At 76.1% G+C, this 26,558-nt stretch carries 23 protein-coding genes and 1 tRNA gene; 9 read left to right on the forward strand and 15 right to left on the reverse strand.

The genetic code is table 11. The features are described 5' to 3' along the window. Window positions 1-56 precede the first annotated feature (56 nt). Together ACI8AF_RS16505 and ACI8AF_RS16510 are read left to right on the forward strand one after the other, a co-directional pair. Window positions 57-1,079, forward strand: a complete 1,023-nt coding sequence (locus ACI8AF_RS16505) for an SGNH/GDSL hydrolase family protein (protein WP_456540819.1) — start codon at window positions 57-59, stop codon at window positions 1,077-1,079. 89 nt (window positions 1,080-1,168) lie between these two features. After that, the gene (locus ACI8AF_RS16510) at window positions 1,169-2,389 is read left to right on the forward strand and encodes an acetyl-CoA C-acetyltransferase (RefSeq protein WP_456540820.1); all 1,221 of its coding nucleotides are present in this window, start codon (window positions 1,169-1,171) and stop codon (window positions 2,387-2,389) included. A 202-nt stretch (window positions 2,390-2,591) separates the two neighbouring features. Here the strand turns inward: ACI8AF_RS16510 and ACI8AF_RS16515 are convergent, their stop codons facing one another. The 3 genes from ACI8AF_RS16515 to ACI8AF_RS16525 form a co-directional block, all read right to left on the reverse strand. Beyond that, window positions 2,592-3,413, reverse strand: a complete 822-nt coding sequence (locus ACI8AF_RS16515; protein WP_456540821.1) for a Bax inhibitor-1/YccA family protein — start codon at window positions 3,411-3,413, stop codon at window positions 2,592-2,594. Between the two features lie 121 nt (window positions 3,414-3,534). Further along, window positions 3,535-3,608: transfer RNA gene (locus ACI8AF_RS16520), tRNA-Leu, on the reverse strand. Further along, on the reverse strand, window positions 3,599-4,528 hold the full coding sequence (locus ACI8AF_RS16525) for a LysR family transcriptional regulator (protein ID WP_456540822.1): 930 nt from the start codon (window positions 4,526-4,528) through the stop codon (window positions 3,599-3,601). The genes ACI8AF_RS16520 and ACI8AF_RS16525 overlap by 10 nt, the downstream gene beginning before the upstream one ends. A gap of 71 nt (window positions 4,529-4,599) precedes the next feature. Here ACI8AF_RS16525 and ACI8AF_RS16530 point away from each other — a divergent pair, with 71 nt between their 5' ends. Continuing rightward, a complete protein-coding gene (locus ACI8AF_RS16530) occupies window positions 4,600-5,724 on the forward strand; it encodes an MFS transporter (protein ID WP_456540823.1) in 1,125 nt (374 codons plus the stop codon). 44 nt (window positions 5,725-5,768) lie between these two features. Further along, the gene (locus tag ACI8AF_RS16535; RefSeq protein ID WP_456540824.1) at window positions 5,769-7,223 is read left to right on the forward strand and encodes a flavin-containing monooxygenase; all 1,455 of its coding nucleotides are present in this window, start codon (window positions 5,769-5,771) and stop codon (window positions 7,221-7,223) included. Here ACI8AF_RS16535 and ACI8AF_RS16540 read toward each other — a convergent pair. From ACI8AF_RS16540 to eno, 6 genes are all read right to left on the reverse strand, one after another. Beyond that, window positions 7,202-7,975 (reverse strand): uracil-DNA glycosylase, encoded by a 774-nt coding sequence (locus ACI8AF_RS16540; RefSeq protein ID WP_456540825.1) that lies wholly within the window; start codon window positions 7,973-7,975, stop codon window positions 7,202-7,204. The genes ACI8AF_RS16535 and ACI8AF_RS16540 overlap by 22 nt on opposite strands. A gap of 59 nt (window positions 7,976-8,034) precedes the next feature. Beyond that, window positions 8,035-8,478: a PGPGW domain-containing protein gene (locus tag ACI8AF_RS16545; protein ID WP_456540826.1), complete on the reverse strand. Its 444-nt coding sequence runs from the start codon at window positions 8,476-8,478 to the stop codon at window positions 8,035-8,037. A 67-nt stretch (window positions 8,479-8,545) separates the two neighbouring features. Then, entirely contained in the window at window positions 8,546-9,496 is a 951-nt protein-coding gene (locus ACI8AF_RS16550; RefSeq protein ID WP_456540827.1) for a Ppx/GppA phosphatase family protein, read from the reverse strand. Then, window positions 9,493-10,041: a DUF501 domain-containing protein gene (locus tag ACI8AF_RS16555; protein WP_456540828.1), complete on the reverse strand. Its 549-nt coding sequence runs from the start codon at window positions 10,039-10,041 to the stop codon at window positions 9,493-9,495. The genes ACI8AF_RS16550 and ACI8AF_RS16555 overlap by 4 nt, the downstream gene beginning before the upstream one ends. After that, window positions 10,034-10,618, reverse strand: coding sequence for an FtsB family cell division protein (locus ACI8AF_RS16560; RefSeq protein WP_456540829.1), 585 nt, complete (start codon window positions 10,616-10,618; stop codon window positions 10,034-10,036). The genes ACI8AF_RS16555 and ACI8AF_RS16560 overlap by 8 nt, the downstream gene beginning before the upstream one ends. Before the next feature lie 13 nt (window positions 10,619-10,631). Continuing rightward, window positions 10,632-11,909 (reverse strand): phosphopyruvate hydratase, encoded by a 1,278-nt coding sequence (gene eno / locus ACI8AF_RS16565; RefSeq protein WP_456540830.1) that lies wholly within the window; start codon window positions 11,907-11,909, stop codon window positions 10,632-10,634. Window positions 11,910-11,987: 78 nt separating this feature from the next. Here eno and ACI8AF_RS16570 point away from each other — a divergent pair, with 78 nt between their 5' ends. After that, a complete protein-coding gene (locus ACI8AF_RS16570; protein ID WP_456540831.1) occupies window positions 11,988-12,956 on the forward strand; it encodes a hypothetical protein in 969 nt (322 codons plus the stop codon). A gap of 1 nt (window position 12,957) precedes the next feature. Here the strand turns inward: ACI8AF_RS16570 and ACI8AF_RS16575 are convergent, their stop codons facing one another. After that, window positions 12,958-13,851, reverse strand: coding sequence for a MazG family protein (locus tag ACI8AF_RS16575; RefSeq protein ID WP_456540832.1), 894 nt, complete (start codon window positions 13,849-13,851; stop codon window positions 12,958-12,960). A gap of 5 nt (window positions 13,852-13,856) precedes the next feature. Beyond that, on the reverse strand, window positions 13,857-14,852 hold the full coding sequence (locus ACI8AF_RS16580; RefSeq protein WP_456540833.1) for a peptidylprolyl isomerase: 996 nt from the start codon (window positions 14,850-14,852) through the stop codon (window positions 13,857-13,859). 86 nt (window positions 14,853-14,938) lie between these two features. Between ACI8AF_RS16580 and ACI8AF_RS16585 the strand changes: the two genes are divergently transcribed. After that, window positions 14,939-15,523: a TIGR03086 family metal-binding protein gene (locus tag ACI8AF_RS16585; protein WP_456540834.1), complete on the forward strand. Its 585-nt coding sequence runs from the start codon at window positions 14,939-14,941 to the stop codon at window positions 15,521-15,523. Window positions 15,524-15,587: 64 nt separating this feature from the next. Here the strand turns inward: ACI8AF_RS16585 and mfd are convergent, their stop codons facing one another. Then, window positions 15,588-19,130 carry a transcription-repair coupling factor gene (gene mfd / locus ACI8AF_RS16590; RefSeq protein WP_456540835.1) on the reverse strand — a complete coding sequence of 1,181 codons (3,543 nt, stop codon included), beginning with the start codon at window positions 19,128-19,130 and terminating at the stop codon, window positions 15,588-15,590. A gap of 107 nt (window positions 19,131-19,237) precedes the next feature. Beyond that, on the reverse strand, window positions 19,238-19,696 hold the full coding sequence (locus ACI8AF_RS16595) for an adenylyltransferase/cytidyltransferase family protein (RefSeq protein ID WP_456540836.1): 459 nt from the start codon (window positions 19,694-19,696) through the stop codon (window positions 19,238-19,240). Between the two features lie 268 nt (window positions 19,697-19,964). On the opposite strand from ACI8AF_RS16595, the gene ACI8AF_RS16600 reads away from it, so the two are divergent. Together ACI8AF_RS16600 and ACI8AF_RS16605 are read left to right on the forward strand one after the other, a co-directional pair. Beyond that, window positions 19,965-21,206 carry a hypothetical protein gene (locus ACI8AF_RS16600; protein ID WP_456540837.1) on the forward strand — a complete coding sequence of 414 codons (1,242 nt, stop codon included), beginning with the start codon at window positions 19,965-19,967 and terminating at the stop codon, window positions 21,204-21,206. 198 nt (window positions 21,207-21,404) lie between these two features. Further along, window positions 21,405-22,622: a YveK family protein gene (locus ACI8AF_RS16605; protein ID WP_456540838.1), complete on the forward strand. Its 1,218-nt coding sequence runs from the start codon at window positions 21,405-21,407 to the stop codon at window positions 22,620-22,622. 140 nt (window positions 22,623-22,762) lie between these two features. Here the strand turns inward: ACI8AF_RS16605 and ACI8AF_RS16610 are convergent, their stop codons facing one another. Beyond that, window positions 22,763-24,004, reverse strand: a complete 1,242-nt coding sequence (locus ACI8AF_RS16610) for a hypothetical protein (RefSeq protein ID WP_456540839.1) — start codon at window positions 24,002-24,004, stop codon at window positions 22,763-22,765. 104 nt (window positions 24,005-24,108) lie between these two features. On the opposite strand from ACI8AF_RS16610, the gene ACI8AF_RS16615 reads away from it, so the two are divergent. After that, window positions 24,109-25,170, forward strand: coding sequence for a glycosyltransferase family 4 protein (locus ACI8AF_RS16615; RefSeq protein WP_456540840.1), 1,062 nt, complete (start codon window positions 24,109-24,111; stop codon window positions 25,168-25,170). Window positions 25,171-25,176: 6 nt separating this feature from the next. Here ACI8AF_RS16615 and ACI8AF_RS16620 read toward each other — a convergent pair whose 3' ends face one another. Then, window positions 25,177-26,445 (reverse strand): hypothetical protein, encoded by a 1,269-nt coding sequence (locus ACI8AF_RS16620; RefSeq protein ID WP_456540841.1) that lies wholly within the window; start codon window positions 26,443-26,445, stop codon window positions 25,177-25,179. Window positions 26,446-26,558 lie beyond the last annotated feature (113 nt).

Here is a 26,558-nt window from a genome sequence, read left to right on the forward strand (position 1 = left end):
GCCGATAGCCTGCGGAGGAGGGTTGAGGTCCTACCGGGGGGAGGACGGGAGGCGGCATGACCAGGGCGAGCGTGGCACGACGGCTGGCGGCGGGCGCCGCCTACGGCGGCGGGGGCGTCGGCCTCGCCGGCGCCGGGCTCCTCGCCCTGCTCAGGGAGCAGGCGCGCTCCGCCCGGCGCAAGGTCGAGGCCCGCACCGCCAAGGACGACCCGCCCTCGGGCAACGGCGTCTACGGCCGCGGGCGCGGCAAGCCGCTCGTGCTCGCCGTCCTGGGGGACTCCAGCGCCGTCGGCCTCGGCGTCGAGCGGGCCACCGAGACCCCCGGCGTGCTCATCGCCGCCGCCCTGGCCGAGCTCGCCGAGCGGCCGGTCCGGCTGGTGCGGCTGGCCGTCTCCGGGGCGGTCTCGCGCGACCTCGACGACCAGGTCTCCGAGGCGCTGGCCGAGCACCCCGACGTCGTCATGATCATGATCGGGGCGAACGACGTCACCAGCCGCACCAGGCCGGCGGTCTCGGTGCGGCACCTGGCCGACGCCGTGTCCCGGCTCGTCGACGCCGGCTGCCAGGTCGTCGTCGGCACCTGCCCCGACCTCGGCACCATTCGGCCGATCGGCCAGCCGCTGCGGCTGCTGGCCCGGCGGTGGAGCCGGCAGATGGCCGCCGCGCAGACCATCGCCGTCGTCGCGGCCGGCGGGCGGACCGTGTCGCTGGGGTCGATCCTCGGGCCGTCCTTCGCCAGCGACCGCACCCTGTTCAGCTCCGACGAGTTCCACCCCAGCGCCGCCGGCTACGCGGCCGCCGCCGCCTGCCTGCTGCCGTCGGTCGCCGACGCCGTCGGGGTCTGGCCGGCCGCCGCCGACCGCGCCCGCGGGCCGCTGCGCCGCGAGACGGTGCGGCCGGTCGCCCAGGCGGCGGCGCGCGCGGCCAGCCGCCCGGGCACCGAGGTCCAGCCCACCGAGGTGCGCGGGTCCGACACCGGTCCGCGCGGGCCGTGGGCGCTGCTGCGCCGGCGCCGCCCCACCGAGCTGCCCACCCCGGAGCAGGCGCAGGAGGCGGCGGAGACGCCCGTCGGAGGCTAGGGCTCCGGTCCCGGCTACCCGGGAGTAGTTTCGCTGGTGTTCCGCCGTCCGGAGCTCCACCGTCGGAGCCCGCACCCCTGGGAGGCCCCGTGCCCGAAGCCGTCATCGTCGCGACCGCCCGCTCGCCCATCGGTCGCGCGTTCAAGGGGTCGCTCAAGGACCTGCGGCCCGACGACCTGGCCGCCACGATCGTGCGCGCGGCGCTGGACAAGGTGCCCGAGCTCGACCCGCACGACATCGACGACCTGATGCTCGGCTGCGGCCTGCCCGGCGGCGAGCAGGGCTACAACATGGGTCGCGTCGTCGCCGTCCTGCTCGGCATGGACCACCTGCCGGGGACGACGGTCACCCGCTACTGCTCCTCCTCGCTGCAGACCACCCGGATGGCGCTGCACGCGATCAAGGCCGGCGAGGGCGACGTGTTCATCTCGGCCGGCGTGGAGATGGTGTCGCGGTTCGTCAAGGGCAACTCCGACTCGCTGCCCGACACCCACAACCCGGTGTTCGCCGACGCGCAGGCCCGGGTCGCCAAGGTGGCCGAGAGCGGCGCCGACTCGTGGACCGACCCGCGGGAGAGCGGCGAGACCCCCGACATCTACATCGCGATGGGGCAGACGGCGGAGAACCTCGCCCTGCTCAAGGACGTCTCGCGGCAGGAGATGGACGAGTTCGCCGTCCGCAGCCAGAACCTGGCCGAGCAGGCCATCGCCGACGGCTTCTGGGAGCGCGAGATCACCCCGGTGACCACACCCGACGGCACCGTGGTCAGCAAGGACGACGGCCCGCGCGCCGGCACCACCCTCGAGGGCATCTCCGGCCTCAAGCCGGTCTTCCGCCCCGACGGCCGGGTGACGGCCGGCAACGCGTGCCCGCTCAACGACGGCGCCGCCGCGGTGGTCGTCATGAGCGACACCAAGGCCCGCGAGCTCGGCCTCACCCCGCTGGCGCGGATCGTCTCGACCGCCGTGACCGGCCTGTCGCCGGAGATCATGGGCTACGGGCCGGTGGCCGCCTCGCAGCGGGCGCTGGAGCGGGCCGGCATGACCATCGACGACATCGACCTGGTCGAGATCAACGAGGCGTTCGCCGCGCAGGTGATCCCGAGCTACCGCGACCTGGGCATCGACATCGACAAGCTCAACGTGCACGGCGGCGCGATCGCCGTCGGCCACCCGTTCGGCATGACCGGTGCCCGGATCACCGGCACGCTGATCAACGGCCTGCAGACCAAGGACGAGACCTTCGGGCTGGAGACCATGTGCGTCGGCGGCGGCCAGGGCATGGCGATGGTGATCGAGCGCCTCAGCTAGGGCGCGTTGCCGCGGCGATCATGGCGCCGCGCCCACCGGACCGGCGTTCCCGGTGGTCGCGGCGCCATGATCACGGTCGACCGACCCCGGACAGCGCAGTGGCCCGGCCCCCTCGCGGGGACCGGGCCACTGTCAGTTGGAGGACCTCGTCCTCCCCACCCTCCGCAAGCTCACGGCGGGGCCCGGGACGAGGCCGATCAGCTCACTCGCGGAAGTAGCTGAGCAGCCGCAGGATCTCCAGGTACAGCCAGACGACCGTGACCAGCAGGCCGAAGGCGATGTACCAGGCGAACTTCGCCGGGGCGCCGCGGCGGATGGCCTCGTCGGCCATGTCGAAGTCGAGCAGCAGCGACAGGGCCGCCACACCGATCACGACCAGGCTGAAGATGATCGCCACGGGCCCGCCGTCGCGCAGGCCGAGGCCGCCCGGGGTGAAGAACGCGGCGATCCAGTTGGCCAGGACCAGGACGAGGACGCCGACCAGGGCGCCGATGATCCAGCGGGTGAACTTGGGGGTCACCCGGATGGCGCCGGTCTTGTAGACCACGAGCATGCCGGCGAAGACGCCGAACGTGCCGATCAGGGCCTGGACGACGATGCCCTCGCCGTAGACCTGGTTGAACGCCTCGCTGATGGCGCCGAGCGCGACACCGTAGAGCGCGCCGTAGGCCAGCGTCGCGGCCGGGTTGGCGATCTGCTTGAACGCGATCACCAGGCCGAGGACGAAGGCCACCAGCACGGCCGGCAGGGCGAAGCCCCACGCGGCCTGCCCGGGCAGCGCCCACGTGGCCGCCGCGGCGAGGACGGTCACCAGGAAGGAGATCCCCGTCTTGGTGACGACGTCGTCCATCGTCATGTAGCGGGTGGTCGACCGGGTGTACGGCGCCTGCTGGGCGGGCGCGCCGTACTGGTCGTACTGGGCCGGGGCGCCGTACTGCTGGGGCGAACCCCAGCCGCCGCCGTACTGCCCGCCTCGGGTGGCGCTGTCGAACGCGCGCCCGAAAGCCGGGTTGCTGCTGGGCATCGTCATCTCCCTGAGGGAACTGGTCGGACCGTGGGGTCCACGGTGGCGGACTCCACTCGGTCAGGTCAACGCCACACGCGGCCTGCGCGTTCCCGAGGCCCGGGGTTCACCCCGAGGGTCGTACCCCCGGTCGGGTTCGAACCGACACTGGGACCCTTTTAAGGGGCCTGCCTCTGCCAGTTGGGCTACGGGGGCGGTGTGCGAACGGTAGCCCGGCGGGCCGCCCCGACCGCGAGCAGCGCGCGCAGCGCCGCCTCGACGGCGGCCGGCCGCGGACCGGGCAGCACGGCGGCCTGCACCTGCCGCTCCCCCGGGACGTCGGCCAGCGGCAGCGCCACCAGGCGGTGGCCGCCGACGACGACGGTGAGCTCGTGGGTGAGCGCCACCCCCTTCCCCGCCGCCACCAGCGCCTGCGCCTCGAACGGCTCGTCGCCGCGGCCGGCCAGCAGCACCGGCGGGTGCAGCCCGGCCCGGCCCAGGACGGCGTCCACCCGCCGGGCCGCCGAGCCGTCGTGCGCCCGGATCCAGGTCTCCCCCGCCAGCGCCGCCACCGGTACCGCGGTCCGCCCGGCGAGCCGGTGCCCGGCCGGTAGGAGCACCCGCAGCGGGTCGGCGAACAGCGGGAGGACGTCGACGCCGGGAGCGGGTGCCGCGGGCTCGAAGTCGTGCTCGAACACGACGGCCAGGTCGAGCTCGCCGCGGCGCAGCCCGTCGACGGCGTCCGCGCGGTCCACCAGGACGTCGACGAGCATGATCCCGGGGTGCGCCCGGTCCAGCCGCCCGCCGACCTCGGCCGAGAGGTGCACCAGCGCCGAGAGGAACGAGCCCAGCCGCACCGTGCCGCGGGACAGGCCGCGCAGCTCGCGCAGGTCGGCCTCCGCGCGCTCCACCTGCGCGGCGATCAGGTCGGCGTGGCCGAGCAGGACCCGCCCCGCCTCGGTGGGCAGCACGCCCCGGCGGGTGCGGCGCACCAGGACGCTGCCGACCGCCCGCTCCAGCGCGGCGATCTGGCGGGAGACGGCGGGCTGGGTGAGGTGCAGCTCCTGGGCGGCCGCCGAGAACGAGCCGTGGGCGAGGACCGCCCGCAGGGTCGCCACCTTGACGAGGTCCAGCATGACCGGAACGTAGGACTCCCCCGACGGATCCGCATGGATGCGCATGGCGGCGGCTGCGCACCGGGACGGTCATGGGTGAGCGGCTGCGGACCTGGGTCCTGTTCTGCGCGGTCGGCCTGGTCACGGCCACCTGGGCGGCGCGGGTCCCGGCGGTGCAGGACCGGCTCGGGCTCTCCCCCGGCGCGCTGGCCGTGGTCGCGCTCGCGGTGGAGGCAGGCGCGCTGTGCGGGCTGCCGCTCGGCGCGGTCGTGGTCGACCGGTTCGGCACCCGTCGGGCGATCGCGGCCGGTCTCGCCGTCTTCGCCCCCGGCCTGACGACCGCCGCCCTCGCGCCGGACCTGGCCGTGCTCGCCGTGGGCCTGGGCGGCTGGGCCGCCGCCAACAGCGTGCTCGACGTGGCGATCAACGCCCAGGGCGTCGACGTCGAGCGGCGGGCCGGGCGGCCGCTGCTGTCTGGACTCCACGCCGGTCAGAGCTGCGGCCTGCTGCTCGGGGCCGGCGTCGCATTCGCCGCCACCGCCGCCGAGGTGCCCCTCCTCGCGCACACGGCGGGCGTCGCCGCGGCCGCGCTCGCCGCCGGCCTGCTCGCGGCCGCCGGGCTGCCGTCGGCGGGGCGGGACGGCGGCCGCTCCGCCGTCCGGCCGACCCGCGGGCTGTCGGCGCTGAGCGCGCTCGCGTTCTGCGTCTTCCTGCTGGACGGGACGGCGTCGACGTGGCTGGCCGTGCACGTCCGCGGCACCCCGGGCGGGAGCGAGGGGCTCGCCGCCGCGGCCTACCTCGGCTTCACCGCCGCGCTGCTGGCCGGCCGGCTGGCCGGGGACCGGCTGACCGCCCGGTTCGGCCGCCGCGGGCTCACCCGAGCCGGCGCCGGGTTGGCCGCGGCAGGGCTCGCCACCGCCGTCCTGGCGCCGGGCACCGCGCTGCCGATCGCCGGCTGGGCGGTGCTCGGGCTGGCGCTCGCGCCGCTGGCGCCGGTGGTCCTGGCCGCCGCGCCGGGCGCCGGGGCCGGCGGGGCGCCGGCCGCGCTCGCGACCGTGACGACGATCGGCTACCTGGGCTCGTTCACCGGGCCGCCCGCGGTCGGGGCCGTCGCGGAGGCGACCGGGAGCCTCGGCGCCGGGCTGGCGGCGGCCGGGGCCGCCGCCCTCGCGGCCGCGGTGCTGGCCGGCCGGGCCCTCCCGGGCCGCGGCCGCTGAGCCACCTACCGTGTCGGGGACAGCGTCGTCGTCCCGGAGGTCCCATGCGCTCGCCCGCCGTCACGGTCGTCGGAGCCGGCTTCGGCGGGATCGGCATGGCGGCGCGGCTGCTGCGCGCCGGGTTCGCGGACGTCACGGTGCTCGAGCGGTCCGACCGCGTGGGCGGCGTCTGGGCGGCCAACGAGTACCCGGGTGCGGCGTGCGACGTCCCGGCGTCGCTGTACTCCTTCTCGTTCGCACCGAAGACCGACTGGACCCGCCGCTACCCGCCGCAGGCCGAGATCCGCGACTACCTCGAGGAAGTCGCCCGGCGCAGCGGGGTGCTGGAGCGCACGCGCTTCGGCACCGAGGTGGTCGACGCCCGCTTCGACGACGCGCGCGCCCGCTGGGTGCTCACCCTGGCCGACGGCGCCACGCTGGAGACCGATGTCGTCGTCGCCGCCTGCGGCCAGCTGTCCCGCCCCGCCGTCCCGGCGATCCCCGGGCTGGCGACCTTCACCGGGACGGCGTTCCACTCCTCGGGCTGGCGGCACGAGCACGACCTGACCGGCCGGCGGGTCGCCGTCGTGGGCACCGGGGCCAGCGCCGTCCAGTTCGTCCCGCACGTGGCCGAGCGGGCCGCCGCGACCACGGTCTTCCAGCTCGACGCCCCGCACGTGATCCCCAAGCCCGACCGCCCCTACGGCCCGCGGCTGCGGGCGGCGTTCCGCGCCGTCCCCGGCCTGCTGGCGCTCAACCGGGCGGTGACGTACGTGCAGTACGAGGCCCGGGCGCTGGGCTTCACGCGGTGGCCGGGGCTGATGTCGCTGATCGACCGCCAGGCGCGCGGGCACCTGGCCCGCCAGGTCGCCGACCCCGACCTCCGGGCGCGGCTGCAGCCGCACGGTGTCCCCGGCTGCAAGCGGATCCTGCTGTCCGACGACTACTACCCGGCGCTGGACCGGCCCTCGGTCGACGTGGTCACCGAGCCGATCACCGGGATCCGGCCGACCGCCGTCGTCACCGCCGACGGCCGCGAGCACCCGGCCGACACGATCATCTGGGGCACCGGCTTCCGCGCCACCGAGTTCCTCGTGCCCATGACGGTCACCGGCGCCGGCGGACGCGACCTGCGCGAGGTGTGGCGGGACGGCGCCGAGGCCCACCTGGGCATCGCCGTGGCCGGCTTCCCGAACCTCTTCCTGCTCTACGGGCCGAACACCAACCTGGGCCACAACTCGATCGTCTACATGATCGAGAGCCAGATCCGGTACGTCGTCCAGGCGGTGCGGCGGCTGGCCGCCGGCGCCCGCACGCTCGACGTCCGGCCGGAGGTCCAGCGGCGCTCCGCCGACGAGGTCCAGGCCCGGATCACCCGCACCGTGTGGGACCGCGGCTGCACCAGCTGGTACCGGACCGAGTCGGGGCGCAACACGAACAACTGGCCCGACTTCACCTTCGCCTACCGGTGGCGCACCCGCCGGTTCGACCCGGCCGACTACGTGGTCGAACCGGTCTGAGCGAGCTCGGTCGCCCGGGAGAGGACGGCGTCGAGCATCGGCTCGGTGAGCTTGCCCGTGAAGGTGTTCTGCTGGCTCACGTGGTAGCTGCCCAGCAGGGTCAGCGGGCCGCGCGGCCCCTCGAGGTGCACCTCCACCCCGTGCCCGAACGCCGGGCGGGGGCGCGGCAGCGGGTAGCCGGCGGCGGCGAGCACCGGCCACAGCGCCGTCCACCCGAACCCGCCGAGGACGACGGCGACGCGCAGCCGCGGCAGCAGCGCCAGCTCGCGGGCCAGCCACGGCGAGCAGGTGTCGCGCTCCTCGGGCGTGGGTGCGTTCGCCGGTGGGGCGCAGCGCACCGCCGCGGCGACGCGGACGTCGGTGAGCTCCAGGCCGTCCCCGATGTGCGTGGAGGTCGGCTGGTTGGCCAGCCCCGCGCGCCACAGCGCGGCGAAGATCCAGTCGCCGCTGCGGTCACCGGTGAAGACGCGGCCGGTCCGGTTGCCGCCGTGGGCCGCCGGGGCGAGGCCGACGACGGCGATCCTCGCGTCGGCGGGCCCGAGCCCGGGCACCGGGCGACCCCAGTACTCCTCGTCGCGGAAGGAAGCGCGCTTGACCCGCGCCACCTCCTCGCGCCAGGCGACCAGCCGCGGGCAGGCGCGGCACCCGGAGACCCGGGCGTCGAGCACCGTCAGGTCGCGGACCCCGGCCGCGGAGCGGACGACGCCGGCGGCGCTGCGGGTGACCGGGAACCCGGCCTCGTCGACGGCCACGACGACATCCGATCACCCGGCCCCGGTCGTGGGAGAGCCGGGTCAGCGCCCCAGGGCGGTCATCGCCTGGTCACGAGCTGGAACCGCTGCACGGCCCACACGGCCGCGCCGACGGCCAGCAGGCCGCCGACGGTCACGACGGCGGAGCCGACCGGGTGCTGCCGGGCGTGCCGCCAGGCGTCCCGGGCCTTGCGGGCGAACGAGGCGAACAGCCGGCGCGCCCAGTCGAACTCGGTCGACCAGACCCAGAGGCCGGCCAGCACGGGCGGGATCGTGAGCGGGCCGGGCAGCACGGCCAGCGCGACGCCGAGGGCGACGAGGAGCAGCCCGGCGAGGAAGACCCCGACCCGCCAGAGCCGGGCCACCGACGGCTTCCGGTGCACCCGCTCCCGGACGGAGCCCGGCCGGATCGGCCTCGGCCGCCCGAGACCGTCGGCGCAGCTCTCGCACCGGGTCGCGCCGGGCGCGGCCGGGCGGGCGGTCCTCTCGGCGGTGAGCGTCATGCCGGGGAGCTACCCCGGACGGCGCCGTCCGATTCCCGACGGGCACGACCGGATGGCGGACGACGGATCAGCCGCGGGCGAGGCGCAGCGCGATCCCGTCGAGGATGTCGTGCTCGCTGACGACGACCTCGTCCAGGGCGAAGGCGTCCATGAGCACGCGCAGCACCAGCGCCCCGGCGCCTATCACGTCGACCCGCCCGGGGTGCATGACCGGCAGCGCGGCCCGCCGCGACCGGGTGGCGGTGAGCAGGCCGGCGGTCACCGACCGGACGGCGGAGACGGGGATCCGCGAGCCGTGGATGGCGGCGGCGTCGTAGTGCGGCAGCTGCAGCGCCAGCGCCGCGACCGTGGTGACCGACCCGGCCAGGCCCACCAGCGTGGCGGCCTCGGCGACCGGCACCGCCTCGGCGACCAGCGCCAGCGCGGCCCGGATGTCGGCCTCGGCGCGCTGGATCTCGTCGGCGGTGGGCGGGTCGCCGGCCAGGTGCCGCTCGGTGAGCCGGACGCAGCCGACGTCGACCGAGCGGGCGGCGCGGACGCCGGCGGGGTCGCCGAGCACGAACTCGGTCGACCCGCCGCCGATGTCGACGACGAGGAACGGCGGCCGGGGCGCGGGGTTGCCGTGCGCCCGGGCGGCGGCGTCCAGCGACGCGGTGGCCCCGAGGAAGGACAGCTCGGCCTCCTCGCGGCCGGTCACGACGTCGGGCAGCTTGCCGAGGGTGGCCTCGACCATCCGCTCGAAGTCCGCCCGGTTGGCCGCGTCGCGGGTGGCGCTGGTGGCCACCATGCGCACGGCGGTGGCGCCCAGCCCGCGGGCGGTGGCCGCGTACTCCTCGAGCACCCGGCGGGTCCGCTCGATCGCCTCCGGCGCGAGCCGGCCGGTGGCGTCGACGCCCTGCCCGAGCCGCACGACCTCCATCCGGCGGACCAGGTCGACGTGCGGCCCGTCCTCGGGGACGTCGGCGACCAGCAGGCGGATCGAGTTGGTGCCGCAGTCGATCGCGGCCGCGCGCGTCATCCGTCGTCCTCCGGCAGGGCGCAGGGACCGTTCGCCCACCACTCCCCCATCGCCTCGACCGCGCGGTCGCCGATCGGGTTCACCCCCGGCCCGGCGGCCAGCGCGTGCCCGGCGAGGGCGTGCAGGCACTTGACCCGGTCGGGCATGCCGCCGGCGGTGTTGCGGGTGGGCAGCTCGCCGCGGGCGTCGCGCTCGGCGAGGTAGACCTCGTGCGCGGCGCGGTAGCGCGCGGCCAGGTCGGGGTCGGTGCCCAGCTCGTCCTGCCACTCCCGCATCCGCCCGGTCGACTCCAGGCGGCTCGCGGCGGCCGACGCCCGCGGGCAGGTCAGGTAGTACAGCGTCGGGAACGGCGTGCCGTCCTCCAGGCGGGGTGCCGTCTCCACGACGTCGGGCTGCCCGCACGGGCAGCGGTGGGCCACCGCGGCCAGCGCGCGCGGCGGCCGCCCCAGCTGGCGGGCGACGACGTCGCGCTCGGCGGGGGTGACGGCGGGCCGGGCGCCGGGGGGCACCGGCCGGGGCGCGGGCTCGGGGGCGGGCTCAGCCACCGGAGCCCGCCGGGTCGCCGTCGGCGGTGGCGACGGACTGCATGAGCCCCTCGTACCACGACGGCCGGGTCGCCGAACCCGTCGGCTCCTCGGGCAGGGTGCCGGCGTCGCCCTCGACGGTCGCGCCGTCGACGACGACCACCAGCCGGTCGCCGGGCAGCACGTAGGTGAGCCGCTCGCGGGCCTCCCGCGCCGTGTGGTCGGGGTCGGCCTGCCGGTCGAGCTCCTCCTCCAGCTCCTGCGCCCGCTGCTCGAGCTCGGCGCGCTCGGCGGCCAGCTGCACCAGCTCCGCGCGGCCGGCGAGGAACTGCCGCACCGGCCCGGCCAGGGTGAGCGCGAGCAGCAGCACCAGGGCGCCGAGCAGCACCGCCCGGCCGGTGAACAGCGGCCGCCGCCGGGTGCCCGTCGCGCGGGCGGGACGGCGGACCGAGCGCCGCTGCCCCGGCCGGCTGGGCACGGTCGAGCGGGCACCGGTGCGCACCGGGCCGGTGTGCACCGGCCCGGTGGCGCGGGGAACGCCGCGACCGCCGGCCCGCCGTCCGGCCGCGGCCCCGCGCCGACCGCGGACGCTGCTCATCGTCCGACGGACCTCAGCTGGCCAGGCGTGGGAACGCGGCGGCGCCGGCGTAGCGGGCGGCGTCGTCGAGCTCCTCCTCGATCCGCAGCAGCTGGTTGTACTTGGCCACCCGCTCGCTGCGCGCCGGCGCACCGGTCTTGATCTGCCCGCAGTCGGTGGCGACGGCGAGGTCGGCGATCGTGGTGTCCTCGGTCTCGCCCGAGCGGTGGCTCATCATGCAGCGGTAGCCGCTGCGGTGGGCCAGGTTGACCGCGTCGAGGGTCTCGGTGAGCGTGCCGATCTGGTTGACCTTGACCAGCAGGGCGTTGGCCGCGCCGCGGGCGATGCCGTCGGCCAGCCGCGCCGGGTTGGTGACGAACAGGTCGTCGCCGACGATCTGGATCCGGTCGCCGAGGGCGTCGGTGAGCGCCACCCAGCCGTCCCAGTCCTCCTCCGACAGCGGGTCCTCGATCGAGACGATCGGGTAGGCGCCGACGAGCTCGGTGTAGTACTCGGTCATCTCGGCCGAGGACAGCGTCTTGCCCTCGAAGGTGTAGCCGTCGTCCCCGTGGAACTCCGTGGCGGCGACGTCGAGGGCGAAGACGATGTCGTCGCCGACGGTGTAGCCGGCCTGCTCGACGGCGCGCGCGATGAGGTCCAGGGCCGCCCGGTTGCTCGACAGGTTCGGCGCGAAGCCGCCCTCGTCGCCCAGGCCCGTGGCCAGGCCCTCCTTCTTCAGCACCGACTTGAGCGCGTGGTAGGTCTCCGCACCCATGGCCAGCGCCTCGGCGAAGGTCCCGGCGCCGATCGGGGCGATCATGAACTCCTGCACGTCGACGTTGCTGTCGGCGTGGGCGCCGCCGTTGAGGATGTTCATCATCGGCACGGGCAGCAGGTGCGCCGACGGGCCGCCGACGTAGCGGAACAGCGGCAGGCCGGCGGAGTCGGCGGCCGCCCGGGCGACGGCGAGGCTCACGCCGAGCAGGGCGTTCGCGCCGAGCCGCGACTTGTCGGGCGTGCCGTCGAGGTCGAGCAGCCGCTGGTCGAGCAGCCGCTGCTCGGCGGCGTCGTAGCCGACCAGCTCGGGGCCGATGACGTCGAGGACGCCGTCGACGGCCTTGGTCACGCCCTTGCCGCCGTAGCGCTCACCCCCGTCTCGCAGCTCCACGGCCTCGAAGGCGCCGGTCGAGGCGCCGCTGGGGACGGCCGCGCGGGCGATCGTCCCGTCGTCGAGGGCGACCTCGACCTCCACGGTGGGGTTTCCGCGCGAGTCGAGGATCTCCCGCGCGCCTACGGCGTCGATGCTGGGCACGGGGGCAGCCTATCCAGCCCGGCGCGGCCGGCCGTGCGCACCGCGTCGGTGCCGCCGGTCCTGCGACGATGGACGGCGATGAGCACCCCCGCCGCCCCGCCCCGACCGCACCGGCGGGCGGCGGCCCAGCTGCTGCTCGGCTACCTCCCGCTGCTCGCCGTCGGGCTCGTGCTGCTCGCCGTCCTCGCCCTGCGGCTCTCGGCGGCGCGCGAGCCGCTCGCGGCCGCGACCGCCACCGCCACGGCCGACGTCGTCGCCGACGGACGGGCCCCCGACGGCCGCGGGGTGGCGGTGGGCTTCGACGAGGACGGCGCCCGGCGCACCGGCACCCTGGTCCTGCGGGAGCCGGTCGACGTCCCCGCCGGCGCGCAGGTCGCCGTGCGGTACGACCCCGACTCGCCGCCGGAGGACACCGCCGTCTACACCGACGGCGACGCAGCGCACCGCGCGGTGGCCGACCTCGTGTTCGGCCTCGGGGTGACCGTCACCGTCCTGCTGGTCGCCTCGGCGGTCACCGGGCTGCGGGTGCTGTCCCGGCGGCGGCTGCGCGGGGCGCCCGTGACCGACGCGGTGGGCACCCGCGTCGTCGTCCGCCAGGGGCTGGTCGTGCGCAGCTGGCTGGAGCTGGCCACCGGCCGGGGCGAGCGGTGGGTGCCGGTGCACTGGTCGTCGGAGCTGGCCGCGCTGGAGCCCGACGGACCGGTGCAGCTGCGCGGCGACCTCGCCGGGCGCGCCGTGCTGCCGGTGGTCGACGGCGCGGAGGTGTGGCCCTCCGGCCGGCTGCGGTCGCGCCCGCCGCGCGGCGAGCGGACCGTCGTCGTGCCGGCCGACGCCCCCGCCGGGCCGCCGACCTGGGCCCGGCAGGTGCGCAGCGACGTGGTCGTGGTGATCGCCGCGCCGGTGCTCGGCCTGCTGTGGGCCTACCTCGACGGCAGCGGGACGGCGGGCTTCGTGTTCGCGACCGTGCTGGCCGCGGCGGTGCTGTTCTGGCTCGCGCAGCTGCTCGGCTCCGACCCCAGCCCGCCGCCCCGCGCGGGCCGGCGCTGACTCACGCCCCGGCTTCGGCGTCCAGCTCCCCGGCGTAGCGGCGGACCGCCTCGCGCAGCGCGTCCTCGGCGTCCCAGCCGCGCTCGGCGGCGGCGACGACCAGCCCGAGCAGCTGCTCCCCGAGCGCCTCGGGGCTGTCGACCGCCAGCTCCCCCGCCGGCGGCGTCGACAGCCCGGCCCGGGCCGCGCGGCGGACGAGGGCGGCGCCCCACGAGGCGGCGGGCTGCGAGCGCGAGACGCCCTCGGTGGGCGAGCGGCGCTGCTTCTCCGCCTTCTTGATCTCCTCCCAGCCCGCCTCGACCGCGGCCACGTCACGGGGGCCGGCGTCGCCGAAGACGTGCGGGTGCCGGCGGACCAGCTTGTCGACGAGGTCGCCGGCGACGTCGTCGATGTCGAAGCGCCGGTCGCCGTCGGCCTCCGCGGCGACGCGGGCGTGGAAGACGACCTGCAGCAGCACGTCGCCGAACTCCTCGCGCATGGCCGCGGCGTCGTCGTCGACCACGGCGTCGTAGGCCTCGTGCGCCTCCTCCAGCAGGTAGCCGCGCAGCGAGGCGTGCGTCTGCTCGGCGTCCCAGGGGCAGCCGCCGGGCGAGCGCAGCCGGTCCATGACGGCGACCACGTCGAGCAGCCGGGCGCCGGCCGGCGGCGGCACCAGGGGCACCCCCGCCAGCTCCCCGGCCGTGCCGAGGCAGACGACGTCGTCCGGCCGGGCCCGCGCGGTGGCGAGGTCGGCCACGTCCTCGACCGCGGTCCCGGCCGCGCGCAGGGCCGCGGCGGTCGCGGCGGCCCCGGGCAGGGCCAGCACCGGCTGCCCACCGCTGACCGCGCGCCACGCGGAGGGGGCCAGCAGGGCCGGCCGGTACGGGCTCACGGGGACGCCGAGCGCGACGGGCACCGGCGTCAGCCCCCGGTCGTGCCCGACGCGGGCTCGTCGCCGTCGAGGATGTCGACCACGCCCTCGTCGCCGGGGACGACGGCGTTCTCCTCCAGGACGCCGTAGCGCGGGTTCACCGTGATGTCGAGACCGTCGCGGAAGTCCTGCACGACGGCCTGGACCTCGTCGTCGATCCCCGAGGAGGCGGCCTCCTCCAGGTCGCCGCGCACGTCCTCGAACGGCTGGACGGTGACGTCGGCGACGAAGGCGACCACCACGCCGAGCCCCTCGACCGGCAGCGTGAACCCCTGCCCGGCGGGCGTGGCCAGGATCTGCTCGGCCAGCGCCTGCGGCAGCGCGTCGGGGGCGCGCGTCTCGGGCTGGGCGAGGGTGGCGTCACCGGGGAAGGCGGCCGCGACCACCGGGTAGCTCGCCGGGTCGGCGGTCAGCTGGGCAAGGACGGCGTCGGCGGTCGGCTGGTCGGGCACGGTGATGTAGCCGAACACGTACTGCTGGAACTGCTCCGGGTTCGCCTCGTACTGCTGCCGCAGGGTCTCCTCGGAGACGGCGTCGTCGAGCCCCTCGGCCCGGGCGATGTCCTGCCGGACGAGCTGCTGGCGGACGTTCTCGAAGACGTCCGCGCGGCCGATGCCCTGCGCCGCGAGCTGCGCGTAGACCTCGTCGGGGTCGTTGCCCTCCAGCAGGTCGTCGATGCGGCCGCGCACCTGCGCGTCGGTGACCGAGACGTCCCAGCGCTCGGCGGCGGCGGCGTAGACCTGCTCGCCGACGAGCAGGCTGAGCACCTGCCGGGTGAAGGCGTCCGGGTCGGCCTCGGCGAACGCGGCGACGTCCTCGTCCTCCAGCCGGGCGTCCACCGCGCTCTCCAGCTCGGTCACGGTGATCTGCTCCTCGCCGACGTAGGCGGCCACGTTGGGCGAGGTCCGGCAGCCGGCCAGCCCCGCGACCGCGAGGACGGCGGCGGCCCCGGCCAGGACGACCTGGGGAACACGACGCGTGCGCACGCCGCGAGACTCCCACACCGGTCGGAGCGCCCGTCGCAGGCGGCCGGCAGCGATGAGTTCTGCGGGGCGCGTGGGTCGTCGTCCTCGTGGAGACCATCGCCGAGAGGTACCGCCGCCGCGCCGCCGCGTTCGAGCGCACGGTCACCGCCGTGCGGGCCGACCAGTGGTCGCAGCCGTCACCGTGCGCCGCCTGGACCGCACGCGACGTCGTCGCCCACGTGGTGGGCATGCACGCGGAGATGCTGCGGCCGGTCGGGCGGGCCCTGCCGCCGACCGGCGACGACCCCCTCGCGGGCTTCCGCGCGGCCCGCGCCGCGGTGGAGGCCGTCCTCGGCGACCCCGGGCTGGCCGCGACCACCGCGGACACCCCGGCCGGCCGCCTGACCGTCGCGGAGCACGTCGACCGGGTGGTCAGCGACGACCTGGTCGTGCACCGGTGGGACCTCGCCCGCGCGACCGACCAGGACGGCTTGATCGACCCGGGCGACGTGGCGCAGCTGTGGGCCGCCGCGACCGCCGTGCCCGCCGAGCTGATGCAGCGGTTCCGCACGCCGGGTGCGTTCGGGCCGGGCATCGAGGTGTACGGCGCCGAGGTCCCGGTCGACGAGGCGGCGCCGCTGCAGGACCGGCTGCTGGGCTTCCTCGGCCGCGACCCCCGCTGGAAGCCCTGAGTGGTGGAAGGACCCCCTGCCCCCCACCACTCGCACGCTCGCGGCGGGGCCCTGCAGGGGGCCGTCAGGAAGCGGCCTTCTGCGGCTCCTGCAGGAGGGACGTCAGCAGGGCGTGCAGGTTCTCCAGCAGGGCGACGTCGCGCAGCGGGGTCCGGCGGTCGGGGCCGACGGGCACCTTGAGCGAGATCGTCTCGACGGCGGCCTTGTAGGTGGCGCCGTCGGCGAGCCGGGCGAGGCGCATCTGCTTGGACTCGGGCAGCGGGACCGGGGAGATGCGGATCGCCCGCCCCTGCAGCGACACCTCGGTGATGCCGAGCCCCCGCATGGCCGCGCGGAACCGGGCGACCGCCAGCAGGTTGAGCACCGGGGCGGGCGGGGCGCCGTAGCGGTCGGTCAGCTCCTCGAGCACCGCCTGCGCCTGGTCGTCGTCCTGGACCGATGCCACCTTGCGGTAGGCCTCCATGCGCAGCCGCTCCCCCGGCACGTAGTCGTGCGGCAGGTGCGCGTCGACCGGCAGGTCGACCCGCACCTCCAGCGGCTCGGCCGGCGCCGCCTCGCCGCTGACCTGCGCGCGGTAGTCGGCCACCGCCTCGCCCACCAGCCGGACGTAGAGGTCGAAGCCGACCCCGGCGATGTGCCCCGACTGCTCACCGCCGAGCAGGTTGCCCGCGCCGCGGATCTCGAGGTCCTTCATCGCCACCGCCATGCCGGCGCCGAGGTCGGTGTTGTGCGCGATCGTGGTCAGCCGGTCGACCGAGGTCTCGGTCAGCGGCCGCCTCGGGTCGTAGGTGAAGTAGGCGTAGGCGCGCTCGCGGCCGCGGCCGACGCGGCCGCGGATCTGGTGCAGCTGCGAGAGGCCGAAGGTGTCGGCCCGGTCGACGATCAGCGTGTTGGCGTTGGGGATGTCCAGGCCCGACTCGACGATCGTCGTCGCGACCAGGACGTCGTACTCCTTCTCCCAGAAGCCGACCATGATCCGCTCGAGCTCGTGCTCCCTCATCTGCCCGTGGCCGACGGCCACCCGGGCCTCGGGCACCAGGCCGCGGATCTTCGCCGCCGCCTTGTCGATCGACTGCACCCGGTTGTGGATGACGAAGACCTGGCCGTCGCGCAGCAGCTCGCGGCGGATCGCCGCGGCCATCTGCTTGTCGTCCCACGCGCCGACGTAGGTCAGCACGGGGTGCCGCTCCTCGGGCGGGGTGAGGATCGTCGACATCTCCCGGATGCCGGTCAGCGACATCTCCAGGGTGCGCGGGATCGGGGTGGCCGACATCGACAGGACGTCGACCGCCGTCCGCATCGTCTTGAGGTACTCCTTGTGCTCGACGCCGAAGCGCTGCTCCTCGTCGACGATGACCAGCCCGAGGTCCTTGAACCGGGTGGTCGGCTGCAGCAGCCGGTGGGTGCCGACCAGGATGTCGATCTGCCCGTCGGCCAGCTCCTGCAGGATCTGCCGCGACTCGGCGTCGGACTGGAACCGGGAGAGCACCCGCACCGTCACCGGGAACTGGGCGACCCGCTCGGAGAACGTCTTGTAGTGCTGGTTGGCCAGCAGCGTCGTCGGCACCAGGACGGCGACCTGCTTGCCGTCCTGCACCGCCTTGAACGCCGCCCGCACCGCGATCTCGGTCTTCCCGTAGCCGACGTCGCCGCAGATGATCCGGTCCATCGGGACCGGCTGCATCATGTCGGCCTTGACCTCGTCGATCGCGGCGAGCTGGTCGGGCGTCTCCTGGAACGGGAAGGCGTCCTCGAGCTCGCGCTGCCAGACGGTGTCCGGCCCGAAGGTGTGCCCCTTGGTGGCCATCCGCGCGCTGTAGAGCCGGATCAGCTCGGCGGCGATCTGCTTGACCGCCCGGCGCGCCTGGCCCTTGGTCTTCTGCCAGTCGGTGCCGCCGAGCTTGGACAGCGCCGGCTGCTCGCCGCCGACGTAGCGGGTGAGCTGGTCGAGGGAGTCGGTGGGCACGAACAGCCGGTCCGGCGGCTGGTTCCGCTTGCTCGGCGCGTACTCCACGATCAGGTAGTCGCGCTGCCCGCCGTTGACCGTGCGGCTGATCATCTCGACGTAGCGGCCGATGCCGTGGTGCTCGTGGACGACGAGGTCGCCGGGCTGCAGCTGCACCAGGTCGACGGCGTTGCGCCGGCGGGCCGGCATCTTCACCGCGTCGCGCATCGTGGTGCCGCGCTGGCCGGTGAGGTCGTGCTCGGTGAGCAGCGCCAGTCCCACGCCCGGGAAGGCGAACCCGGTCTCGAGGTCGCCCTGGGTCACGTGCGCCAGGCCGGTCTCGGGGGCGGTGCCGATGTCCGGGACCAGCCGGACGCCGAGGTCGGCCTCGGTGAACTGGTCGGCGGCGCGCTGCGCCGGGCCGGGACCGGCGAAGGTGACGACGACGGCCCACCCGTCGCGGGACCAGGAGCGCAGCCGGTCGATCGCCTTGGGCAGGTCGCCGGAGAAGCGGTCGACCGTGGTCGCGTCCAGGGTCACCTGCCGCTCGTCGTCCTCGGCCTGGAGGGTGAACGCGCCGGTCGTCCACCACGGCAGCCCGCGGCCGCGGGCGGCGGTCTCGACGTCGGCCAGCTCCCGGAAGGACGACGCCCCGAGGTCCAGCGGCGCCTCGCCGGCCTCCGCGGCGGTCGCCCAGGAGGCGGCGAGGAACTCCTCGGCGGTGCGCACCAGGTCGGCCGACCGGCTGCGCACCCGCTCGGGGTCGCAGACCAGCACGTGCGTGCCGCTCGGCACGAGGTCGGTGAGCAGCTGCAGCTCGCCGCGGATCAGCGCCGGCGTCAGCGACTCCATGCCCTCCACCGCGATGCCCTCGGCCAGCTTGCCGAGCACGTCGACCAGGCCGGGGTGCTCCGCGGCCAGCTCGGCGGCCCGGGCGCGGACGTCGTCGGTGAGCAGCAGCTCGCGGCACGGCGGCGCCCACAGCCGGTCGGGCCGCTCGTCGAGCGAGCGCTGGTCGGCCGCGGAGAAGTAGCGCAGCTCGTCGACCTCGTCGCCCCAGAACTCCACGCGCACGGGGTGCGGCTCGGTCGGGGGGAAGACGTCGAGCAGGCCACCGCGGACGGCGAACTCGCCGCGCTTCTCCACGATCTCGACGCGGGTGTACGCCGCGTCGACCAGGGCGCGGGCGACGTCGTCGAGCTCGGCGGAGTCCCCCGGCGCCAGCTCGACCGGGACCAGGTCGCCCAGCCCCGGGGCCAGCGGCTGCAGCACGCTGCGCACCGGGGCCACCAGCACGTCGATCGTGCCGTTGGCGCCGGGGTGGGTGAGGTCGCGGAGCACCGCGAGCCGGCGGCCGACGGTGTCGGCGCGGGGCGAGAGCCGCTCGTGCGGCAGGGTCTCCCATGCCGGGAAGGTCTCGACCCGGCGCTCGGGGAGGAAGCAGCGCAGCTGGGCGGCGACGGCGTCGGCGTCCCGCTCGCCCGCGGTGACGACCAGCACCGGCACCCCGCCGTCGTCGCCGCCGCGGGCCAGGGCGGCCGCGACCAGCGGCTGCACCGGCGGCGGGGCGGTGACGGCCAGCTCGGCGGCCCCGGCCGACGCGACGACGCGCGCCATGCCCGGGTCGGTGAGGACGACGTCCAGCACGCCGCGCAAGGTCACGGGGCAGTTCCTCCTGGGACGGGGAGGCCGCAGCGCCGGACACGGCGGGGGCCGGCTCCCAGGTTAGTCCCCGGGAACCGGCCCCCGCCGTGGTCGTACCGCCTGGATCAGGAGGTCAGCGCGCGGGCCACGCGGCCCACCGGCTCCTCCGCGTCGATCGCCGTCAGCGCCTTGCGCAGGATCGTGCTCGAGGTGTGCATGGTGTACGGGAAGTACCTGACCTCCACGCCGACCCGCGCGAAGTCGCGCTCGAGCTTGTCGCCCTTGGGCGTCCCCCGCCAGTCGTCGCCCTTGAAGATCACGTCGAAGCGCACCTGCTCCCAGGTGTCGAGCTTGTCGGGCAGCACCTCGGCGTGCACGTCGTCGACGAAGCGCAGGCTGCGCACGATCTCCAGCCGCTCGGCCAGCGGGATCACCGGCAGGCGGCCCTTGGTCCGCAGCAGCATCTCGTCGGAGACGACCCCGGCGATGAGGACGTCGCAGTGCTCCTTGGCGTGCTTGAGGATGTTCAGGTGCCCGATGTGGAAGAGGTCGTAGGCCCCTGGCGCGTAACCGATCACGGTCATTTCCCTTGCTTCCCCCTGCGTCCGTAGTCCCGGGTCCGCGCCGGCTGCCACGCGCCCGCCCGCTCACTCTCCGTGGTGCCGGGCGACTGCTGTGGCGCTCGACCGCATGCCGAGCTGGGAAGTTACCGGAGGACGTGTCACGCACGGTGACCTTCACGGCGCACTTCACCCGTTCGGATGCCGTGTGCACCGCCGCACCGTCCCGCGGTGCCAGGATGCGGCCACCCGCCGTCGGGCGGGGCTGCGCACGGGGCGACGGAGGTACCGGGTGGACGACGCAGCGGCGCTGCCGCCGCGCCGCGACGGGCGCCGGCTGACCCGCCGGGCCGCGCTCCTGCTCGGGGGCGCCGGCGCCGGCGCGCTGGCCGGGGCCGCGCTGGCACCCGGCGAGACCCGGACCGCCGCCGCCGTGCCGGCGGACCCGCCGGCGTCGGCCGCCACGACTCCCCCGCCGCCGTCCGCTCCGGCTCCCCCGACGCCGATCCCGGCGGGCCTGGGCCTGCTGCCGGTCGAGGACTTCCGCGGCGGGGGGCTCGGCGACGACGACGCCTTCGCCGCGGCGCTGTCCCACGCCGCGGCGCAGACGCACAAGCCGGCGATCGTCTTCGCCAACGCCGCCTACGACCTGACCCGGCGGGTGCGCCCGTACCCCGGGCTGCACCTGAAGGCCTTCCCGTTCGGCGACGAGTTCTTCGACGGCCAGCAGATCACCCTGCCGGCCGGCGGGCTGCTCGCCTTCGACCCCGAGGTGCAGTCGGTCACCCTGGACAACCTGTCCTGCCGCGTGCGCGACCACCTGCTCGAACCGATCCCGCGGGACAACTCGCGCGGCGCCTGGACCGACGTGCGGGTGCACGGCGGGGGCTACAAGGGCGGCACGACGCTGCTCGAGGGCTCCTTCCTGCGGCTGGACTTCCAGCCGGCCTACGTCAACGACGTCACCGACTCGGTGGTGCGGATCGGCGGCAGCGACTCGTGGTTGTTCACCCGCGGCGCGCACTTCGTCAGCGGCACCCTCCCGCCCGAGCGGGCGTTCCTCGACCTGCACAGCCTCGGCCAGTCGGTGGTGGGCAGCGCCTACGTCACCGCCCAGGGCGGCTACGGGGTCCGGATCAGCGGCAGCGGGACCGGGCTGCGGCTGGCCGGCACCCTGGTCGACGCGAGCAACCGCACCGGGGCCCGGGCCACCCAGCTCGCCGGCGTGCAGATCAGCGGCGGCACCGACATCACGATCGACGACCTGTGGGTGTTCAACGCCAACGTCAGCGGTGCCAGCCGCGGCCTGGTCACGGTCACCGGCGGATCGGAGATCGTGTTCACCGCCCCGCGCTTCCCGGCCACCAACGCCTCGTCGACGGCGGCCGACACCACCGGCGCCTGCATCCACACCACCGTCCCGATCACCGTCGTCGCCCCCAAGGCGGCCGGGCGGGCGAAGCTGATCACCGCGTCCGACCCGGACCTGGTGACCCTCGTCGGGGCGCCGGGCTGGCGGGTGGAGGCGGCCTGAGCGGTGCCACCCGCACGGGCGGTCGGCGGGCGCCGGGGCTCCCCCTCACGGGTGACCCGGGCTCCGGTTCGCCTGGTGGCCCGCGCGGCCGCACTTACGCTTCGGTTCCCGTAGAGGCTCACGGAACAGCGGGGGTGCACCGGCCTCGGACCACCTGCTCCCGGCTGCACAGTGACGACAGCAGCACCAGGGACGGACATGGAACTGAGGGACTACCTGGCGGCGATCCGTCGCTACTGGCTCACCTGGGTCGGCGTGACCCTGCTCGGCGTCGCGCTGGGCGTGACGGCGTTCCAGCTGACCCCGCGCACGTACGAGGCGACCGCCCGGGTGTTCGTGTCGGTGTCGCCGGCGATCCCGAACAGCGCGCAGTTCGTCGACCAGCGGGTCAAGAGCTACCCCGACATCGCGGAGAGCGCCGCCGTGCTGCGCCCGGTGATCGGGCAGCTGGGCCTCGACGAGTCGCTCGACGAGCTGCAGGCGCGGGTGTCGGCCGACGTCCCGGTGGAGACCTCGCAGGTCCAGGTGACCGTCTCGGGCGCCGACCCCCGCGAGGCCGCGCAGATCGCCAACGCCGTCGCCGACCAGCTCACCACCGTCGTCGAGGACCTCGAGACGCCGTCGTCGGGCAACCGCCCGGTCACCCTGACCGTGAGCGACCCGGCGTCCGCCCCGCGCGAGCCGGTCTCGCCGGTCGCGCTCTACGACGTCGGCCTGGGCCTCGCCGTCGGCCTGTTCCTCGGCCTCGCCCTCGCCGTCGTGCGCAGCCGCATGGACACCACGGTGCGCAGCGAGGAGGACGTGCGCCGCGCCTGGGGCCACGAGCCCGGGCTCGAGGTGCTCGTCCCGCGCCGCGGCCGCGCCCGCCGCAGCGCGCTGACCGGCAACCCGGCCGCCGAGCTGGCCCGCCGGCTGGAGTTCACCGCCGAGGAGCGCCGCGTCCGCATCGTGCTGCTCTCGCCGTCGCCGGCCGAGTCGAGCGCGCCGCGCGCTCTCGCCGAGGGCGTGGCCGCGGAGCTGCGCGGCCGGGGCGTGAAGGCCACCGTCAGCGACGTCGAGGGCAGCACCCGCCTGGTGGCCGACGACGGCCCCGGTGTGCTCATCACCGTCGCCGAGCCGCTGGCGCCGCTGTCGTTCTGGCGGTCGGTGGCCGAGCACTACGACGGCGTGGTCCTGGTGGCCGCGGCCGGCCGGGTCGACGCCGCCGAGCTGCACGAGATGCGCGTCCTGCTGCGCGCCACCTCGGTCGAGACGCTCGCCGTCGTCGTCACCCCGCGGCGCACGCGCAAGGTGAAGGCGGCCGACGAGCCGGTCGCCGCCACGCCGCGCCCCGGCGTGCCCGCGAGCACCGCGGCCCCGCTGGACGGGCGGCCCAGCCGCACGGAGCAGGGCGAGCCGGCCGGCACCGGCCGCTGACCTCCCCGCACCGGAGCCCCCGTCTCGTCCGCGAGGCGGGGGCTCCGTCGTGCCGAGCGCAGCACGAGCGGACCGTCCTCGCCGGGTGGCCGCCACCCGCGCGTTGCGTGGTGCGGGTCGCGGCCGTCCGGCGCGGGTGATCAGAGGAAGGGGCGGGGGGCCGCCGGCTCGAGCGGCGGGCGGTCGCGCCGGGAGGTCGGCGCGGCGGCGGGCAACTCCTCCCGCAACCGGGCGCGGGAGCCGCCCTCGACGAGCAGCGAGACGGCGAAGAAGCACAGGAACGCCGGCGTCGCGTCGAACAGGCCGCTCTCCAGCAGGCTGCGGCCGATCACGAAGACGGCGACGCCGAGGAAGAGCACGCGGTGCGGGTGCGGCGCCCGCACCGCGCCGCGCAGCACCCACAGCGCCCAGACGGCCGCCGTGAGCAGGCCGAGCAGGCCGGTCTGCACGAGCAGGGAGACCCAGCTGCTGTCCAGCGGCTGCTCGTTCCACCACTGCCCCTGGACCTGGATGATCTTCACCGACAGGCCGCCGCCGAACACCAGCTGCCAGACCGACTCGGCCCACTGCCCCGCGGCCCGCCAGGCGATGAACCGCGACTCGAGCGTGCTGATGCCGGTGCCGTTGCGCTCGACGAAGGCGCTGAGCACCCCGGTGGTCAGCACGGCGACCACGCCGGCCGCCGCGACGACGAGGGCGCCGGTGACCAGGCCGACCCGGGCGCGGCGGATGTGCAGGGCCATGACGGCGAGGGCGAGGACGAGCATGAGCAGCGCCGTCCGGGAGCCGGTGACCCAGATGATCCCGAGCCCGCCGAGCGCGGCCGCGGCGCGCAGCCAGCCGGCCTCGCCGAGCACGACCCGCCACGCGACGAACAGGACGACGACGCTGGCCAGCAAGGCCATCTCGTTCGGGGTCAGCGGCGGCAGGCCGCCGGACAGCCGGCCGCTCGACAGCGTGGGCAGGCCGGTGACGGCCGCGACCAGCGCGATGCCGCCGCAGGCGACGGCGAGCGCGGAGAACGCCTCGTAGACCGTGGCGACCCGGAGCAGGAAGAAGACGGTGAGGGCCAGGACGACGACGCGGACGGCGACCAGGCCGCTGGCCAGCAGCGTGCCGTAGGTGAGCGCGCCGAACACCGAGGCGCCGAGCACGACCGCCAGAAGCCAGACCGACCCGGTGCCCAGCCGCCGGCGGGCCCCCGCCTGCGCGGCGTAGAACGCGATCAGCAGCGCGAGGAAGGACAGCCCGCCCTTCGCGACGACCACCGGGTCGAGCGCTCCGGAGAAGTACTGGCCGCGCCGCCAGCCCACCGTGCTGGCGACGAGCAGGAACGCGATGACGAGGCGGCCGAGCGGGCCCTGCGCGAGGAGGGGCCTCATGCCGCCCCCGCGGCGGCCTCGATGGTCACGACGCGGCATGCTACGGGCGCGCAGCGCGAATGTGCGCCAAGCTCGGCGAACGTCAGACTTATGGAGGACAACCGGTGCGGGTGCTCTTCGACGCCTACTGGTGGGTGGAGGGCCAGCCGTCGGGCCGCCGGGTCGTCGACTCGTTCCTCCGCACGTGGCTCACCGAGTTCCCGGAGGACGAGCTGAGCGCCGCCGTCCGGGCCGCGCACCTCGACCGGGCGCGCGAGCTCGCCGGGGACGCGGCGCTGACGCTGCACCCGGTCCGGCGCGCGCCGCACGGGCTCAGCGTGATGACCGAGCTCGGCCGGCTGACCGGGGGCGTCGACGTCGTCCTCTCGCAGAACTACACCCCGCTGCGCGCGAGGGCCGTGCGGGCGGTCTTCGTGCACGACCTGATGTTCGAGGAGCACCCCGAGTTCTTCACCCGGCTCGAGCGGCTGTACTTCGCCGGCATGCCCTTCTCGGCGCGCGCCGCCGACGTCGTGCTCACCTCGACGGCGGCCGAGGCGGCCCGGATCGCCCGGGTCCGGCCGCGGCTGGCCGGCCGCGTGCGGCCGGTGGGGCTGAGCGTCCCGGAGGCCTTCCGCACCCGCCGGGCGGCCGACCCCGACGTCGGGCTGACCCCCGGGCGCTTCCTGCTCTGCGTCGGCCGGCTCAACGCCCGCAAGAACGTCGACCGGCTGATCGACGGGCTGCTCGCCGACGACCTGCTGCGCGACGACCTCCCGCTGGTGGTCGTCGGCGAGCCGGACGGGCTGGCGATCCGCGGGGCCGACCCGGGCGACCGGCGGGTGCGGTTCCTCGGCGGGATCGACGACGCCGGGCTCAAGTGGCTCTACGAGCAGTGCCGGCTGTTCGTCTTCCCGTCCCTGGACGAGGGCTTCGGGCTGCCGGTCGTGGAGGCGGCGCTGTCGGGCGCGCCCATGGTGCTCAGCGACATCCCCGCCTTCCGCGAGCTCGCGCCGGGCGCGTCGTTCGTCGACCCCACCGACCCGGCGTCGATCGCCCGCGGGGTGCGGGCGGAGCTGGCCCTCCCCTCCCCCAGCCCGAGCCCCGAGGTCGCGGTGCCGACGTGGGCGGAGGTCGTCACCCGCATCCGCGAGGCGCTGCTCGAGCAGCTCGCCGCCCGGCGCTAGTCCGGGTCACACCGCGGCGACGGCCGGCTCCGCCGCCGCCGGCGCGGCGCCGGTGCGGCGCAGTGGCCGCAGGACGAGCTGCCGGACGGCGACGGCGGCGAGCACCGGCCCGGCGGCCAGGGCCAGCGGCGCCCAGCGCTCGCCGTCGGGGACGAGGAGCACCAGGGCGCACACCCCGCCGAGGGCGGCGAACTCGAGCAGGCGGCACGCGAGCACCCGCCGCTGCCGGCGGTGCACGGTCGCCAGGCCGGAGTACGGCAGCAGGAAGGCCGCCGCCACCGCGTAGGTGCTCCAGCCGACGACGGCGAGCACGGGGACGGCGTAGGCGCCACCGGTCAGCAGCGGCTCGACCACCGGCTGGAGCAGCACGGCGAGCGCCCCGACCGCGGCGACCGCCGCGGCCAGCCCCAGGGCCACCCGGTCGGCCGCGCGGATCGCCCACCGGGGCTCGCGGTCGCGGGTGGCCACGTAGTGCGGCAGCAGGAAGGAGCCCAGGCCCGCGACCAGCACGAGCGTCGGCGCGGTGTACACGCGGGCGGCCTCGAGCGGGCCGTAGGCGGCCGCGCCCACCCCGGCGACGACCACCAGCCGCAGCGCGGTGAGCAGGGTCGGCCGGACCGTCTGACCCGCCGCCCGCCACGCGCCGAACGACCACACCTCGCCGAGCGCCGGTCGGCGCCACGGGCCGCGGGGCCGCTCGCCGGCCGGTGCGCGCCACCAGGCGACGACGGCGGCCGCCGTCTGCCCGGCCAGCAGCGCCACCAGGAACGACGTCAGGGTCAGCGGGCCGGCCAGCGCGCACAGCACGAGGGCGCCGAGGGAGACCACGAGGCTGGTGGCGTCGACCGCCGGCAGCGCCCAGAACCGGCCGGTCGCCATGAGCAGCCGGCGCAGCACGTCCTCGACCACGTAGGCGGTCGTCGCTGCGGCGAGGACGAGCACCGCCCACCCGGAGACGACACCGGTGACCGCGGCGACCGCCGCACCGACCAGGCCCGCGCCGACCGAGACCGCCAGCGCCCACACGTGCAGGCCGGCGCGCACACCGCGCTCGTGCCGGTCGAGGACGGTCAGCGAGTCGCCGACCATCCCGCTGGAGACGGCGGTCACCAGCACGATCGCGCCGTAGACGAGGGAGAACGTGGCCAGACCGGCCGCGCCCAGGGAGCGGGCCGCGGCGACCTGCAGGACCAGCCCGGCGAGGGCCTGGCTCACCTGCCCGGTGACCGCGCCGGTGGCGGGCCGCCGGAGCAGCCCACCGAGGCGTCCGATCACGCCCGGCATCCTCTCAGCGCGCACCCCCGGACCGGGCCGTCCCGCCACCACGCCTCACCCGGATCTCCCCCCTCCGGACGTGCCGCGGGGCCCGGCTCGGACCGAGCCGGGCC

Source organism: Blastococcus sp. SYSU D00669, from assembly GCF_054050715.1.

Excerpts from the sequence above, each read along its gene's own strand:
- ACI8AF_RS16505 (WP_456540819.1), top strand. The coding sequence starts at position 57 with ATGACCAGGGCGAGCGTGGCACGACGGCTGGCGGCGGGCGCCGCCTAC.
- ACI8AF_RS16515 (WP_456540821.1), bottom strand. The coding sequence starts at position 3,413 with ATGCCCAGCAGCAACCCGGCTTTCGGGCGCGCGTTCGACAGCGCCACC.
- ACI8AF_RS16525 (WP_456540822.1), bottom strand. The coding sequence starts at position 4,528 with ATGCTGGACCTCGTCAAGGTGGCGACCCTGCGGGCGGTCCTCGCCCAC.
- ACI8AF_RS16530 (WP_456540823.1), top strand. The coding sequence starts at position 4,600 with ATGGGTGAGCGGCTGCGGACCTGGGTCCTGTTCTGCGCGGTCGGCCTG.
- ACI8AF_RS16535 (WP_456540824.1), top strand. The coding sequence starts at position 5,769 with ATGCGCTCGCCCGCCGTCACGGTCGTCGGAGCCGGCTTCGGCGGGATC.
- ACI8AF_RS16545 (WP_456540826.1), bottom strand. The coding sequence starts at position 8,478 with ATGACGCTCACCGCCGAGAGGACCGCCCGCCCGGCCGCGCCCGGCGCG.
- ACI8AF_RS16550 (WP_456540827.1), bottom strand. The coding sequence starts at position 9,496 with ATGACGCGCGCGGCCGCGATCGACTGCGGCACCAACTCGATCCGCCTG.
- ACI8AF_RS16560 (WP_456540829.1), bottom strand. The coding sequence starts at position 10,618 with ATGAGCAGCGTCCGCGGTCGGCGCGGGGCCGCGGCCGGACGGCGGGCC.
- ACI8AF_RS16570 (WP_456540831.1), top strand. The coding sequence starts at position 11,988 with ATGAGCACCCCCGCCGCCCCGCCCCGACCGCACCGGCGGGCGGCGGCC.
- ACI8AF_RS16595 (WP_456540836.1), bottom strand. The coding sequence starts at position 19,696 with ATGACCGTGATCGGTTACGCGCCAGGGGCCTACGACCTCTTCCACATC.
- ACI8AF_RS16605 (WP_456540838.1), top strand. The coding sequence starts at position 21,405 with ATGGAACTGAGGGACTACCTGGCGGCGATCCGTCGCTACTGGCTCACC.
- ACI8AF_RS16610 (WP_456540839.1), bottom strand. The coding sequence starts at position 24,004 with ATGAGGCCCCTCCTCGCGCAGGGCCCGCTCGGCCGCCTCGTCATCGCG.